Origin of the sequence: Paraburkholderia sp. GAS41 (genome assembly GCF_050436545.1) — a bacterium.
GTDB lineage: Bacteria > Pseudomonadota > Gammaproteobacteria > Burkholderiales > Burkholderiaceae > Paraburkholderia.
This window is the reverse complement of sequence record NZ_JBNDMK010000001.1, coordinates 526,651-542,027: the sequence shown is the minus strand read 5'-3', so window position 1 is coordinate 542,027 and position 15,377 is coordinate 526,651. Positions and strand designations below refer to the sequence as shown.

Genomic DNA, 15,377 nt, shown 5'->3' with positions numbered 1-15,377 from the left:
CCACGCGCCGATGAATATCTCCCGCCTGTTTATTCTTAGACCCGTAGCCACGCTGCTGCTGATGATCGCCATGGTGCTGGTGGGCCTTGTCGCGGTACGCGTGCTGCCGGTCTCCTCGCTACCGAACGTCGACTATCCGACCATCCAGGTGCAGACCTTCTATCCGGGCGCGAGCCCGGACGTGATGGCCACCACCGTGACCGCGCCGCTCGAGGTGCAACTGGGTGAAATCCCCGGCTTGCAGCAAATGACCTCGTACAGCTCGGATGGCGCCTCGGTCATCACGCTGCAGTTCGACCTGTCGCTGAACCTCGACGTCGCCGAGCAGAACGTCCAGCAAGCCATCAACGCGTCCAACAGCTACCTGCCGAGCGGCCTGCCCGCACCGCCGACCTATGCGAAGGTCAATCCGGCCGACCAGCCGATCCTGACGCTCGCGGTCACCTCGAACTCGATGTCGCTCACGCAGCTCGAGGACGCCGCCAACAACCGTCTCGGCACCAAGATTTCGGAAGTGTCCGGCGTGGGCGTGGTGACGACCAGCGGCGGCAACGTGCCGGCAATCCGCGTCGAAGCCGATCCGCAAAAGCTGGCCGCCTACGGTCTGAATATCGACGATCTGCGCACCCTGCTCAGCTACGTCAACGTCAGTCAGCCGAAGGGCAACTTCGACGGTCCGGATCTCGACTACACGATCAACGGCAACGACCAGATCTCCGATCCGAAGGACTACCTGGATACCGTGATCGCCTACCAGAACGGCGCGCCGGTGTTCATGCGCGACGTGGCTCGGGTCTCCTCGGCGGCCCAGGACGTCGAACGCGGCGCCTGGTACAACGGCACGCCGGCCATCGTGCTGAACGTGCAGCGCCAGCCGGGGGCGAACGTGATCGCCACCGTGAACCAGATCATGAAGCAGTTGCCGCAGCTCGAATCGACGCTGCCGGCGGGCATGAAGGTCACGGTGGTCTCGGACAGCACGGGCGTGATCCGCTCGTCGGTGTCGGACGCCGCGCTCGAACTGGTGCTCGCCATCATCCTCGTGGTGGCGGTGATCTTCGTATTCCTGCGCAACGTGCCGGCCACGATCATCCCGAGCGTGTCGGTGCCGGTCTCGCTGATCGGCACGCTGGCGGTGATGTACCAGTTGAACTACTCGATCGACAACCTTTCGCTGATGGCCCTGATCATCGCCACCGGCTTCGTGGTGGACGACTCGATCGTGATGATCGAGAACATCGTGCGCTATCTCGAGGAGGGCAAAACGCCGCTCGAGGCCGCGCTGGAAGGTGCCGGACAGATCGGCTTCACGATTCTCTCGCTGACCATCTCGCTGATCGCCGTGCTGATTCCGCTGCTCTTCATGGGCGGCGTGATCGGGCGTCTCTTCAGCGAATTCGCGGTGACGCTCGCGGTGACCATCGTGCTGTCCGCGGTGGTCTCGCTGACGGTGGTGCCGATGCTGTGCGCGCGGCTGTTGCGCGCCCAGGCGGAACGCCATCCAAGCCGCTTCGAGCGGATCAGCGAGGGCCTCTTCGACAAGACGCTCCATGCCTACGACAAGGGCCTGCGCTGGGTGCTCGATCACCAGTTGCTCACGCTCGTGGTGTTCGTCCTGACGCTCGTGCTGACCGGCTTCCTCTACATCGTGATTCCGAAGGGCCTGTTCCCGGTGCAGGACGTCGGCGTGATCGAAGGCATCAGCGTGGCCGACAACTCGGTGTCGTACAAGGCGATGGTGACGCGCCAGCGGGCGCTTGCCGACCAGATCCTGAAAGATCCCGACGTGGTCTCGCTCACCTCGTATGTGGGGATCGACGGCACCAACTCGACGCTCAACAACGGCCGCTTCCTGATCAATCTTCGCGAGCACGACAAGCGTTCGGACACCGCCCAGGAGATCGCGCGGCGCCTGCAGACGGAAGTCGCCAATGTGCCCGGCATCAAGCTCTTCATGCAGCCGGAGCAGGACCTGACGCTCGACACCACGGTGTCGCCGAACCAGTACAGCTTCGTGCTGCGTGGCCCGAGCCAGCAGGCCTTCCAGACCTACGTGCCGGAACTGATCGCGCGCCTGCAGAAGATTCCGTCGCTCGCCGACGTGCAAAGCGATATGAATTCCGACGGCCTGAGCGTGAACGTCGAAGTCAACCGGCAACTGGCCGCGCGTTTCGGCATCACCCCGGCGACCGTCGACAACGCGCTCTACGACGCCCTGGGTCAACGGATCGTCTCGACCATCTTCCAGCAGTCGGACCAGTATCGCGTGATTCTCGTCGCCAAACCGGAAACGCTGCCGAACGTGAATTCGCTCGGCAACCTGTATCTGCCGAGCCAGACCGGCAGCAGCGGCCAGGTGCCGTTGTCGGCGATCGCGAAGATCCAGATCGTCAAGTCGCCGCTCGTCATCAGCCATCTGGCGCAGTTCCCGTCCGTCACCATCTCGTTCAACCTCGCGAAGGATGCGTCGCTGAGCACGGCGGTCAAGCAGATCCACGAGGCCGAACAGGCGGTCAATCTGCCGCCGTCGATCACCTCGTCGCTGCAGGGCGCGGCGCAGGCCTTCCAGGATTCGCTGTCGAGCGAGGTGTACCTGCTGATCGCCGCACTGGTGGCCGTGTATATCGTGTTGGGCGTGCTGTACGAGAGCTTCATCCATCCGGTGACGATTCTCTCTACGCTGCCGTCCGCGGGTATCGGCGCCCTGCTCGCGCTGATAATCGCCGGCAGCGACCTCGACGTGATCGGCATTATCGGCATCGTGCTGCTGATCGGCATCGTCAAGAAAAACGCCATCATGATGGTGGACTTCGCGCTCGATGCCGAACGCAACCACGGCAAGCCGGCGCGCGAGGCGATCTTCGAGGCGTCGCTGCTGCGTTTCCGGCCGATCCTGATGACGACGCTCGCCGCCATGCTGGGCGCGCTGCCGATGCTGCTCGGCACCGGCACGGGTTCCGAACTGCGCCGCCCGCTGGGTCTGGCGATCATCGGCGGGCTGGCCTTGAGCCAGATTCTCACGCTCTTCACCACGCCGGTCATCTATCTGTTCTTCGACCGCATGGCCGAGCGCACGAGACGCTGGCGCAACCGCAACAAGCCGCAGGGTCCCTCTGAAGGTGCGCCCGCAGGTACGGCGGAGGACACGCCTTGAACATCTCGGCGTTATTCATCCGGCGTCCGGTCGCGACCACCCTGCTGGCCGTCGCGATCCTGATCGCGGGTACGCTGGCCTATTTCCGGCTGCCGGTCGCGCCGCTGCCGAACATCGCCTTTCCGGTGATCGTGGTACAGGCCAACCTCGCCGGCGCCAGCCCGGACATCATGGCTTCGACCGTGGCCGAACCACTCGAACGGCGGCTCGGCTCGATCGCCGATGTCGAAGAGATGACCTCGACCAGCTATGTCGGCTCGTCGATGATCGTGGTCGAATTCGGGCTCAAGCGCGACATCAACGGCGCCGCGCGCGATGTCGAAGCCGCCATCCAGGCGGCCCGCGCCGACCTGCCGACCACCTTGCGCAGCAATCCGACCTATCGCCAGTACAACCCGGCGGATTCGCCGATCATGGTGCTGGCGCTGACCTCGAACACGCTCACCAAGGCGCAGCTCTACGACTCGGCCGATTCGGTGATCCAGCAGCAGCTCTCGCAGGTCAACGGCGTGGGTCAGATCACGCTGGGCGGCGGCGCCTTGCCTTCGGTGCGCGTCGAGTTGCAGCCGGGCAAGCTGAATAGCTACGGGATCGGCCTCGAAGACGTACGCGCGGCGATTTCCGCGGCGAACGCCGACAGCGCCAAAGGTCACCTCGACCAGGGCGAGCAGCGCTACGTGGTGTTGTCCAATGACCAGATCACCAAGGCGGCGCCTTACCGCGACCTGGTGGTCGCCTACCGCAACGGCTCGCCGGTGCTGCTGCGCGACGTCGCCCAGGTGAGGGACTCCAACGAAAATATCCGCAACGCCGGGCTCTACAACGGCAAGTCGGCGGTGCTGGTGATCGTCTATCCGATGCCTGGCAGCAATGTCGTGAGCACGGTCGCGCAGATCCGCAACGTCCTGCCGGCGATCGAAGCGACCTTGCCGCACAGCGTGCATGTCAACGTCGCCATCGACCGCTCGGAATCGGTGCGCGCCTCGGTGGCCGATACCGAGCGCACGCTGTTTATTGCCGTGCTGCTGGTGGTCGGCGTGGTGTTCATCTTCCTGCAGTCGCCGCGCGCCACGCTGGTGCCGGCGGTGGCGCTGCCGCTGTCGATCGTCGGCACCTTCGGGCCGATGTATCTGCTCGGCTACAGCATCGACAACCTCTCGCTGATGGCGCTCACCATCGGCACCGGCTTCGTGGTGGACGATGCGGTGGTGGTGCTGGAAAACATCACACGCCACCTCGAACTGGGCCTGAGTCCGAAAGAGGCGGCGTTCAAGGGCAGCGGCGAAGTGGGCTTCACCGTGATCTCGATGAGCCTCTCGCTGATTGCGGTGTTCCTGCCGATCCTGCTGATGCCGGGCATCGTCGGCCTGCTGTTCCACGAGTTCGCGGTGACGCTGTCCATTGCCATCCTGATCTCGCTGGTGATCTCGCTGACGGTGACGCCCGCCATGTGCGCCTACGTCCTGAGCCGCGAACACGCCGGCCATTCGCGGGCGCGCTGGGCCAACTGGATCGAAGCGCAATTCGACCGCTTCAAGAATGCCTACTCGCGTTCGCTCACGGCGGTGCTGGACCACGCGCTGCTGGTCATCCTGCTGCTGATCGGGCTGATGGTGGCCAACGTGTTCCTGCTCAAGCTGCTGCCGGGTACCTTCTTCCCGGAACAGGACACCGGCATTCTGATCGGGCAGATCATCGCCGATCAGAGCATCTCGTTCCCGGCGATGGAAAAGAAGCTCGCCCAGTTGCAGGAGATCGTGCAGAAGGATCCGGCGGTGGAGTCGGTTGCCGGCTTTACCGGCGGCCGCGCGCTGAACACCGCGAACGTGTTCGTCGAACTCAAGCCGCTGGCGCAGCGCCACGCGACCGCCACCGAAGTGGTCAACCGCCTGCGACCCAAGCTGAACGCGGTCTCGGGCGCGCGGCTCTTCATGCAGGCCCAGCAGGATCTGCGCATCGGCGGACGGCAGTCGGCTGCCGAGTACCAGTACACGTTGACGAGCGAAGACTCCGCCGCGTTGTTTTCGTGGACACCCAAGCTCGTGACCGCGCTCGGCAAGATGCGCGGCGAGGTGCTCGACGTGAACTCGGACCTGCAGCAAAACGGTCTGCAGACCTACATCAATTTCAACCGCTCCACGGCGGCGCGCTACGGCTTTGCGCCGAACCAGATCGACAACGTGCTGTACGACGCATTCGGCCAGCGCACCGTCTCGACCATCTACAACGCGCTCAATCAGTATTTCGTGGTGATGGAGGTGGCGCCGGAGTACTGGCAATATCCGCAGACGCTCAGCCAGATTTATCTGAGCACGGCGGCGGGCAATGCGCCCGGCACCGCGCAGACGCAAATGCCGGGCGCCACGGTGACCGGCGTGACGGCGCCGAGCGCGATCAGCACCAAGGCGGCTACTTCGACCACCAACGCGTTGAACTCGAACGCCCAGGCCAACGCGACCACCAACAGCATCGCGAACAGCAAGGGCGGCAGTTCGAGCGGCAGCGCGGACAGTACTGCGGCCGAAACGATGGTGCCGCTGCCGGCCATGACGAACTACGTCAACAACCATACGTCGACCCAGGTGAACCATCAGAGCGGGCTCGTGGCCGCGACGATCTCGTTCAACCTGCCGCCCGATGGCTCGCTCAGCACGGCGCAAAAGGCGATCGACGACGCGGCCCGCGAGATCGGCATGCCGGCCAGCATCCACGGTTCGTTCGCGGGCGCGGCGCAGGCCTATGCGCAATCGACGGGCACCATTCCGTTGCTGATCCTCGCCGCACTAGGCGTGGTGTATATCGTGCTCGGGGTGCTGTACGAGAGCTCGATTCACCCGCTCACGATCCTCTCGACGCTGCCCTCGGCCGGCATCGGCGCCACCCTCGCGCTGCTGATTTTCGGCACGCCGTTCTCGGTGATCGCACTGATCGGCATCATCTTGCTGATTGGGATCGTGAAGAAAAACGGCATCATGATGGTGGATGTGGCGATCCAGTTGCAGCGCAACGAAGGCAAGTCCGCCAAGGAAGCGATTCATGGCGCCGCGGTCGTGCGTCTGCGGCCGATCATGATGACCACCTTTGCCGCGGTACTCGGCGCGGTGCCGCTCGCGATCGGCATCGGCCAGGGCGCGTCGCTGCGCCAGCCGCTCGGTATCACGGTGATGGGCGGCCTGATCCTGAGCCAGGTGTTCACGCTTTATACGACGCCGGTGATTTACCTGTATCTGGACCGCTTGCGCTCGAAGCTGGTCAGGTGGTCCTCGGCATTGCCGTGGAACAAGCAGGCAGAGCAGATGGGACCGCCGCGGCAAGCGGGGCAAACGGATACGAAGGCATGAAGATGAAGATTGACTGCAAACCGCTGGCCAAACGCTTGGCAAAATCGTTAGCCGCTGCTATCACCCTGCTGCTCGGCGGCTGTATGGTCGGCCCGAACTATCAACGGCCGCAGGTCAGTGTTCCCGCAACCTACCGCGAGTTGCCGGGCTGGAGCCAGGCCGAGCCGGCCGCCGACGGTCCCAAGGGCGCGTGGTGGACCGCCTTCAACGATCCGCTGCTCAACGAACTCGAACCGCAGGTGGCCGTCTCCAACCAGACCGTGCGGCAGGACTATGCCAACTATCAGGAAGCGCTCGCCGAGGTGAAGGTGGCGCGCGCCGCGCTGTTTCCGACGATTGGCGTGACCGGGTCGGCCACCCGCGCGCGCAGCGCCACCAGTTCGTCGAGCCAGGCCGCAAGCCGCAATTTCGGCACCACCATCCAGCCGATCAACAACTCGGGATCGCTGGAAGGGAATGTCAGCTGGGACCTGGACCTGTGGGGTGCGGTGCGCCGCACGGTCGAGGAGAATTCCGCCACCGCGCAGGCGAGCGAAGCGACGCTCGCCAATGCGACGCTCTCCGAACAGGTGACGCTCGCGACCACGGTGATCCAGCTGCGTACCAGCGACGCCAATATCGCGCTGCTGCAGGACACCGTCAAAGCGTATCAGCACTTTCTCGAGGTGGTGTCGAATCAGGACAAGTACGGCACCATCGCGCCGTCCGACGTGGTCACCGCGCGGACCCAGCTCGAAAACGCCCAGTCCAGTCTGATCGCACTCGGGGTGGCGCGCGCCCAGTACGCGCATGCCATTGCCGTGCTGGTCGGCAAGAACCCGGAAGACCTGGACATTCCGTTCAATCCCGCGTTGCCCAGCTTGCCTTCGATTCCGGTCGGCGTGCCGTCGACCCTGCTGCAGCGCCGGCCCGATATCGCCACCGCCGAACGTCAGATGGCGGCGGAGAACGCGACGATCGGCATCGCGGTGGCCGCGTATTACCCGGACGTGTCGCTCTCGGCGCTGGACGGTTTTACGCAGTCGCCGCTGGGCGGCTTGCTGCATGTCGCCAATTACGTGTGGTCGCTGGGGGGCAGCGCCACGGAAACGATCTTCGACGGCGGCGAGCGGAGCGGCAAAGTGGCCGCCGCGCGGGCCGCCTACGACGCGTCGGTGGCGAACTACCGCGGCACGGTGCTGACTGCGTTCGAGAATGTCGAAAACGATCTGTCCGGCTTGCGTATCCTGGCCGAGCAAAGCAATACGCTGGATGCCGCCGTGCGCGACGCCACCCACGGCACGGAGATCGCCTTCAACGAATACCAGGCCGGCACCGTCGACTACACCACCGTGGCAACCGCGCAGGCGACCCAGTTGAGCAGTCAGCAAACGGCATTGAATGTGCAGGAAACGCGGCTTGTGGACACTGCAACGCTGATCGGCGATCTCGGCGGCGGCTGGTCCGACAGCGAGTTGCACGATCCGCGCAATCCGGACAAAGCGCCAGTGGCGTCTGGGGCGTCTGGGGCGGCAGCGCCCGAGGCGCACAGTGCCAGTGCGGCAAGCAGCCAGGCTGCCCAGCCCACGGTTCAATGATCTTTGCGGCCGGTTCGCGGCGCTGCGGGCATCATCCATGAACGGATGACGCTGGCGCGCCCGCCCGACCGACCGCAGGCCTTTACGGCGAGATCGGGTGGCCGACTCTTCGTCGCGTCAGTGTCAGATAGCCAAGACGTGACGAACGAAGCATCTTCGCGAAATTGCAACGCGAAGATGCTTCCGGTTTGCCAGCCCGTTTTTCGAGCTGGCTTGCCAACGTCAGTGGCCACCGTGTCCGCTGCCGCTACCACCACCGCTGCCGCAGCCGCCATAGCCGCCGCCATGGCCGCCTCCGCCAGAGCCACTGGAGCCTCCGCTGCCGGAACCACCGCTGCCCGAACCACCACCGCCATATCCACCGCTTCCGTGGCCGCTGCCATGACCGCTACTTCCGGAACCGCCGCTGCCTCCGGAACCGCCGCTGCCGTGGCCGCCGCCAGATCCACCACCTCCAGATCCACCACCGCCATAACCACCGCCACCTGAACCGCCACCGCCGGATCCACCACCACCGGATCCACCACCACCGGATCCACCACCACCGGAACCACCACCACCAGAACCACCAGAACCACCAGAACCACCAGAACCACCAGAACCACCAGAACCACCAGAACCACCACCACCACCACCAGATCCACCACCACCGGAGCCACCACCACCGGAGCCACCACCACCATGACCGCCGCCGTGGCCGCCACCTGAACCTCCACTACCGGATCCACCACCGCCAGAACCACCACCGCCAGAACCACCACCGCCAGAACCACCACCGCCAGAACCGCCACCACCAGATCCACCACCACCGGAACCGCCACCACCAGAACCACCACCACCAGAACCACCACCGCCATAACCACCGCCGCCTGAACCACCACCATGACCGCCGCCGTGGCCGCCGCCAGAACCTCCACCACCGGATCCGCCACCGCCAGATCCACCACCGCCAGATCCACCACCGCCAGACCCACCACCGCTAGACCCGCCACCGCCAGATCCACCACCACCAGAACCGCCGCCGCCAGACCCGCCGCCGCCAGATCCACCACCGCCGGAACCGCCACCGCCAGAACCACCACCGCCAGAACCACCACCGCCAGAACCACCACCGCCAGAACCACCACCGCCAGATCCGCCACCACCAGATCCGCCACCACCAGACCCACCGCCGCCAGAACCACCACCACCAGACCCACCACCGCCAGACCCACCACCGCCAGATCCACCACCGCCAGAACCACCACCGCCAGATCCACCACCGCCAGATCCACCACCGCCAGATCCACCACCACCAGACCCACCACCACCACCACCAGAACCACCACCGCCAGATCCACCACCACCAGAACCACCACCACCAGATCCACCACCACCAGAACCACCACCACCAGAACCACCACCACTGCTAGGCCCATGAGTACCCGTACCGCCATTACCGTTCCCACCACTGCCAGAGCCGCTGCCGCCCGCACTACCGGCGCCCAGGCCGCCCGCACCGGGGCCATTCGTGGAGCCCGGCCCGGTTACTGCACCCAGTGACCCCAACGGCCCAACTGTCCCGCCGCTGTTATTTGCAGCCTGGCCGTTACCGATCACCGGTTGTGGGCCGCCTTCGTCCTTCCGACAACCGAGCGTTGCCCCCTCCGGACAGTCTTGTGTGGGATTCTGATTCTCCGCCAGCAGCACGGGCGCCGAAGAAGCGGTGCTTCCGCCTGGCGCCGTTTGCGCGGTGTTCGGATCCGGCTGCGCGCAAACCATTGCCGCGTATAGCGTGGCGGCCGCTGCAATCGCCATCCTCCTGGTCCCGATCGCACCGAGTCCGTTTTTATATCTCTTCATGACGCACTCCTAATTACCCATTCATGCCATTTTTTTGAAAAGCCGTTCTAAGTCCGATCATCTGAAGAAACCGGATCTTCGCGACCATGTGGGGCAGAATCGATTTGCTTCGAACCCCGCCTCGAAAGCCACTCATTGAACAGGTCTGGATAGGGAGAGATACGATCCGCGCGCAGCATGCGCACATCGAAGGCTTGACACGACTGGGATGCATCCCTCCTGACACAGACGCCAAATCAAAGTAGTCGAGCAGGGGGACACAAACTGTTCGGCACCACACCCACGAAATGGATGCGACTCATTTTTCCCCTTAAAACAAGGTGAAAAATGTTAGATTCCGTTAAATTTACCTACCTTCGTGAGGATCGGTATTCGTGAGACTTTAATCTGGATTCCCAAATAATCTGTCGTATTAAAAATATGATATGGAGTAGCCAGACGAGTGGATGATGTCTACAAATAGGCCACATTCCGATCGTCGGTCATCGGATCAATGCGGCTATTGCTGTGAGAGGAGATCACATCTCGTTCAAAATATGGGAGCGAATCTGATCAGCAGAGGTATGAAGGAAGTCAAAGATACCGACAGCAGAAGCGACCGACGACTTACGTCTGACCAGAGAATTTTATCTAGTACACCGAACTATTTTAAATGGCCTGCTGAACTCCAGGCGGGCCGAGCGTCTGCGCGCGCACGCCCCTGCTACTTACCTCACCGCGCGCACTTCCCCGCCAAGCTCAACCGCAATGAAGTCAACGAAGGCGCGAATCCGGTTAGACATCTGATGACGCTGCGAATAAACCGCGAACACATCGGCGTTAGGCGTTTCATGATCCGGCAGCACCCGCACGAGCGATCCGTCGGCAAGGTACGGCTTGATATCCCATTCGGCGCGCATCAGGATGCCGTGGCCTTCGAGTGCCCACTTCACCGCAATCTCGCCGTCGTTCGTCGTCAGGCTGCCGTTGATCCGCACGGCCTCTGTCTTGCGTGCTGCGCCCCGCCCCGACGTCAATCGCCACACTCCATACGCCTCGTCGCCCTGCCGAATGCCGATGCAGTTGTGCCGCGTCAGATCGTGCGCCGCGGCCGGCAATCCGCGCGACGCGATATACGCAGGCGCCGCACACAGCACCCGGCGATTCGCGGCCAGTCGACGCGCGACCACCCGCGTATCCGGCGGCTCGCCGAACCTGATGCAGACGTCGAACGCGTCGTCGGTCAACGGTGGAGGCGTCACCGACAACTGAAGCTGCACCGACACCTGCGGATACTTCGCGACAAAGCGTGAGACCACCGGCGCGACATGGCTACGGCCGAATCCCAGCGTCGCGTTGACCCGCAGCAAGCCTTTGGGGCTTTGCTGCGCGCTGCCGAGCAGGCCGGCCAACTCATCGATCTCGTCGAGAATCCGGCGCGCGTGTTCCAGATACAACTCGCCCTCGGGCGTGAGCGTCATACGCCGCGTTGTGCGGTTGACGAGCGCCACGCCGGCGCGGCGCTCCATCTGCGTGAGGCGCTTGCTGACGGCCGCCGCCGTCAGTCCCAGTTCGCGCGCGGCGGCGCTCAGGCTGCCGGAGGCCGCGAGCGTCGAAAAGAAACTCAGATCGGACGGCTGGACGGCTTCGGCCATGAGATTCACTTGTGAATTTAAGTTAAAGATGCTTTGAGTCTAGCACCGGTTTTTGCGTCCTGAGAGCGGTAAAGTTCATTCACACGAACCCAACCTGAAGGACGGAGACATGAAAACCTATCGCATCGCAACCATTCCCGGCGACGGCATCGGCAAGGAAGTCGTACCGGCCGGCGCGGAAGTTTTGCAAGCCCTCGCGAAGACCACCAAAGCATTCGCGTTCGAGTTTGAAGACTTCGACTGGGGCGGCGACTACTACCGCAAACACGGCATCATGATGCCCGCGGACGGCCTCGACGCCCTGCGTGACAAGGACGCGATCCTGTTCGGCTCGGCCGGCGACCCGGACATTCCCGATCACATCACGCTGTGGGGTCTGCGCCTCAAGATCTGCCAGGGCTTCGACCAGTATGCGAACGTCCGGCCGACCCGCATCCTGCCGGGCATCGATGGGCCGTTGAAGCGCTGCAAGCCGGAAGATCTGAACTGGGTGATCGTCCGCGAAAACTCCGAAGGCGAATACTCAGGCGTCGGCGGCCGAGTCCATCAGGGCCATCCACTCGAAGCCGCCACCGACGTGTCGATCCTGACGCGCGCCGGCGTCGAGCGGATCATGCGCTTCGCGTTCCGCCTCGCGCAATCCCGGCCGCGCAAGTTGCTGACGGTCATCACCAAGAGCAACGCGCAACGCCATGCAATGGTGATGTGGGACGAGATCGCCCTCGAAATCTCCCAGGAATTCCCGGATGTCACGTGGGACAAGGAACTGGTCGACGCGGCGACCGCACGCATGGTGAATCGTCCCGCGACGCTCGATACGATCGTCGCCACCAACCTGCACGCGGACATTGTGAGCGATCTGGCTGCCGCCCTCGCCGGCAGCCTGGGTATCGCGCCGACGGGCAACATCGATCCTGAACGCCGCTTCCCGTCCATGTTCGAGCCGATTCACGGCTCGGCGTTCGACATCATGGGCCAGGGCCTCGCCAATCCGGTCGGCACCTTCTGGTCGGTCGTCATGCTGCTCGAGCATCTCGGCGAAACAGCTGCCGCGCAACGTGTCATGCGGGCCGTCGAAGCTGTCACCGCCGATCCGTCGCTGCACACGCGCGACCTGGGCGGCACGGCCACCACCGCGCAGGTCACGGCCGCCGTGTGCGGCTTCATCGAGACATCGGCCGTGCCCCGCGCGAACGCCGCGTAAGCGCGCGGGATCGTCGCGCGCAGTCAAACGCCTACCCGAGCGTCCATCGCATCCCACGACGGACGCTCCCGAAGCGTCCCGCTACATCCAGACCAGGACGACCGAACCGCCGCCTCGCGCGGCCGGTCCGGCTCGTCCCTGCGCAGCCACATACGAAGCAGCAGACCGGCGCATGCCGCTTGCCATCGAGCACTGCTCACGCCTCCAAGGAGGAGACAATGATTTCCGATCTCGAAGCCCGGGTTTCCCGCAAGCTCATGCTGCGGATCATTCCGTTTGTCATGCTGCTGTATTTCGTCAGTTTTCTGGATCGCGTCAACGTGGGCTTCGCCGCGATGACGATGAACAAGGCCATCGGTTTGTCTCCGACCGCGTTTGGACTCGGCGGCGGCCTGTTTTTCATCGGCTATTTCCTGTTCGAGGTGCCATCCAATCTGATCCTGCACCGGGTCGGCGCCCGTCTGTGGATCGCACGGGTCATGGTGACATGGGGCATCGTCTCGGCGGCTTCCGCCTTCGTGGTCGGGCCGCACAGCTTCTATGCGCTGCGCTTTGTGCTCGGTGTCGCGGAAGCCGGTTTCTTCCCCGGCATCATTCTCTACCTGAGCCTGTGGTTCCCGGTGCGTCAGCGCGCCGTGGCGGCTGCGTGGTTCATGGCGGCGGCGCCCATCTCCACGGCGATCGGCTCACCCATCTCGGGCGCGATCATGAAACTCCCACCGCTCGCCGGACTCGCAGACTGGCAAATGCTGTATCTCCTCGAAGCGATCCCCGCCATCATTCTGGGCTTCGTGGTGCTGAAGTACATGACGGATTCGCCCGCGAAAGCGCACTGGATGCAGCCCGAGGAACGCGCATGGCTGATCGCGAAACTGAAGACGGAAGCCGACGCCCGCGAGTCGCACGCCGGCCATACCGCAGGCGCGCTGCGTGCCTTGCTCGATCCCCGCGTCCTCGCACTCGCGCTGATTTATTTCGGCACTTCGGCGGGTCTGTACACGCTCGGACTGTGGGCTCCGCTCATCATCCGTCAATACGGTTTCGGCTCGTTCGAAACCGGCCTCATCGCCGGTATCCCCAGCGTCCTGGCCGTGCTCGCGATGATCCTGTGGGCCAGACATTCCGACCGCACCGGAGAACGGACGTGGCACGTGGTCATTCCGTGTGTCCTCGCATGCCTCGGCTTCGTGCTGGTCGGTCAGGCCAGCACGGCGTTGATGGTGATTCTCGCGCTGGTGGTGGTCAACATCGGCATCAGCGCCGCGAAAGCGCCGTTGTGGGCCATGCCCAGCGGCTTCCTTTCCGGCGCGGGCGCGGCAGCGGGCATTGCCATGATCAATTCGGTGGGCAACCTCGGCGGCTTCGTCGGACCGTTTGTGATCGGCTGGCTGAAGAACGTGACCGGCAGTTATTCGGCCGGCCTGTACGTGGTCGCCGCGACGCTCGCCGTCTCCGCTATCGTCACCCTGATGCTGAGCCGGCAGGCGAAGCCGCCACGCCCGGCGGCGCACGAGCGGCATAGTCATTGAACGTTTGGGCGCGTCTTTTGATCGAACCGGACAGCGGCGCTCATCGCAGTACACTTCATCTATTGAACGCAATGGCTCCAGACCCGTTAGGCTTGAGTCAGGTAATCGGTTTTCGAACGAAGGAGATGTCCATGGCAAATGACAAGATGCTGGCGCAAGTGCGTGAAAAACCGGGATTTTTTGCCGCGCTCGACCAGAGCGGCGGCTCGACACCGGGTGCCCTGAAGCTCTACGGCATCCCGGAGAGCGCCTACAACGGCGACGCCGAGATGTTCCAGCTGATCCACGAGATGCGGGTGCGCATCATCACGGCGCCCGCCTTTACCGGCGACAAGGTGATCGGCGCCATCCTGTTCGAGGCGACCATGGACGGGCAGGCGCAGGGCAAACCGGTGCCCAGCTTTCTGTGGGAAGACCGCGGCGTGGTGCCGTTCCTGAAGGTCGACAAGGGGTTGGAAACCGAGGCTGACGGCGTGCAACTGATGAAGCCGATCCCGGGGCTGAACGACCTGCTCGCGCGGGCCGCCAGGCTGGGAATCTTCGGCACCAAGATGCGCTCGGTCATCAAGCTGAATTCGCAAAACGGTATTGCGGCGATCGCGAAGCAACAATTCGCGCTGGGCGCGCAAATCGAAGCACACGGTCTGGTGCCGATCCTCGAGCCCGAGGTGTCGATCAAAAGTCCGGACAAGGCAGGCGCCGAGGCCACGCTGCGCGCCGAACTGCTCAAGGGACTCGACGCCCTGCCGGCAACGAGCCAGGTGATGCTCAAACTGACCATCCCGGATGTGCCCGACTTCTATCGTCCGTTGATCGACCATCCGCGTGTGGTACGGGTGGTCGCGCTGTCAGGCGGCTATACGCGCACCGATGCCTGCGAACGCTTGGCGGCCAATCACGGCATGATTGCCAGCTTCTCCCGGGCTTTGATCAACGACCTCAAGGTTTCCATGAGCGACAGCGAGTTCGACGCGAGCCTGGCGGCGGCCATCGCCGAGATCTACAAGGCTTCGGTCGACAAGGTCTGAAATCGTTGAAATAAGGCTTGCGACAGGCGGGCGTGCGCACATGAAGGTGTGTGCGTCGCGTCCGTCTG

8 protein-coding genes are annotated in these 15,377 nt (G+C 63.8%); 6 read left to right on the top strand and 2 right to left on the bottom strand.

Annotated elements, in window-relative coordinates:
- Nucleotides 1-10 precede the first annotated feature (10 nt).
- The 3 genes from P3T43_RS02410 to P3T43_RS02400 are packed head-to-tail and all read left to right on the top strand — an operon-like array spanning nucleotide 11 to nucleotide 8,072.
- Entirely contained in the window at nucleotides 11-3,154 is a 3,144-nt protein-coding gene (locus P3T43_RS02410) for an efflux RND transporter permease subunit (RefSeq protein WP_429279417.1), read from the top strand.
- Nucleotides 3,151-6,495: an efflux RND transporter permease subunit gene (locus tag P3T43_RS02405; RefSeq protein WP_429279416.1), complete on the top strand. Its 3,345-nt coding sequence runs from the start codon at nucleotides 3,151-3,153 to the stop codon at nucleotides 6,493-6,495. Before P3T43_RS02410 ends, P3T43_RS02405 begins: the two co-directional genes overlap by 4 nt.
- Entirely contained in the window at nucleotides 6,492-8,072 is a 1,581-nt protein-coding gene (locus P3T43_RS02400; RefSeq protein ID WP_429279415.1) for an efflux transporter outer membrane subunit, read from the top strand. The genes P3T43_RS02405 and P3T43_RS02400 overlap by 4 nt, the downstream gene beginning before the upstream one ends.
- On the opposite strand, the gene P3T43_RS02395 is transcribed toward P3T43_RS02400, so the two are convergent.
- Complete coding sequence (locus P3T43_RS02395) at nucleotides 8,066-9,580, bottom strand: hypothetical protein (RefSeq protein WP_429279414.1); 1,515 nt, start codon at nucleotides 9,578-9,580, stop codon at nucleotides 8,066-8,068. The genes P3T43_RS02400 and P3T43_RS02395 overlap by 7 nt on opposite strands.
- A 1,041-nt stretch (nucleotides 9,581-10,621) precedes the next feature.
- Nucleotides 10,622-11,548: a LysR substrate-binding domain-containing protein gene (locus P3T43_RS02390; RefSeq protein WP_429279413.1), complete on the bottom strand. Its 927-nt coding sequence runs from the start codon at nucleotides 11,546-11,548 to the stop codon at nucleotides 10,622-10,624.
- Between the two features lie 109 nt (nucleotides 11,549-11,657).
- Here P3T43_RS02390 and P3T43_RS02385 point away from each other — a divergent pair, with 109 nt between their 5' ends.
- From P3T43_RS02385 to P3T43_RS02375, 3 genes are all read left to right on the top strand, one after another.
- Nucleotides 11,658-12,752, top strand: coding sequence for a tartrate dehydrogenase (locus P3T43_RS02385; RefSeq protein ID WP_429279412.1), 1,095 nt, complete (start codon nucleotides 11,658-11,660; stop codon nucleotides 12,750-12,752).
- Nucleotides 12,753-12,970: 218 nt separating this feature from the next.
- Complete coding sequence (locus P3T43_RS02380; RefSeq protein WP_429279411.1) at nucleotides 12,971-14,281, top strand: MFS transporter; 1,311 nt, start codon at nucleotides 12,971-12,973, stop codon at nucleotides 14,279-14,281.
- Nucleotides 14,282-14,412: 131 nt separating this feature from the next.
- Nucleotides 14,413-15,309 carry a fructose bisphosphate aldolase gene (locus P3T43_RS02375; protein ID WP_429279410.1) on the top strand — a complete coding sequence of 299 codons (897 nt, stop codon included), beginning with the start codon at nucleotides 14,413-14,415 and terminating at the stop codon, nucleotides 15,307-15,309.
- The last annotated feature ends 68 nt before the right edge of the window (nucleotides 15,310-15,377 follow it).

What these genes read in the sequence shown, in the direction of transcription:
- P3T43_RS02410 (WP_429279417.1), top strand. Translation starts at nt 11, where the DNA reads ATGAATATCTCCCGCCTGTTTATTCTTAGACCCGTAGCCACGCTGCTG.
- P3T43_RS02400 (WP_429279415.1), top strand. Translation starts at nt 6,492, where the DNA reads ATGAAGATGAAGATTGACTGCAAACCGCTGGCCAAACGCTTGGCAAAA.
- P3T43_RS02395 (WP_429279414.1), bottom strand. Translation starts at nt 9,580, where the DNA reads ATGGCCCCGGTGCGGGCGGCCTGGGCGCCGGTAGTGCGGGCGGCAGCG.
- P3T43_RS02390 (WP_429279413.1), bottom strand. Translation starts at nt 11,548, where the DNA reads ATGGCCGAAGCCGTCCAGCCGTCCGATCTGAGTTTCTTTTCGACGCTC.
- P3T43_RS02385 (WP_429279412.1), top strand. Translation starts at nt 11,658, where the DNA reads ATGAAAACCTATCGCATCGCAACCATTCCCGGCGACGGCATCGGCAAG.
- P3T43_RS02380 (WP_429279411.1), top strand. Translation starts at nt 12,971, where the DNA reads ATGATTTCCGATCTCGAAGCCCGGGTTTCCCGCAAGCTCATGCTGCGG.
- P3T43_RS02375 (WP_429279410.1), top strand. Translation starts at nt 14,413, where the DNA reads ATGGCAAATGACAAGATGCTGGCGCAAGTGCGTGAAAAACCGGGATTT.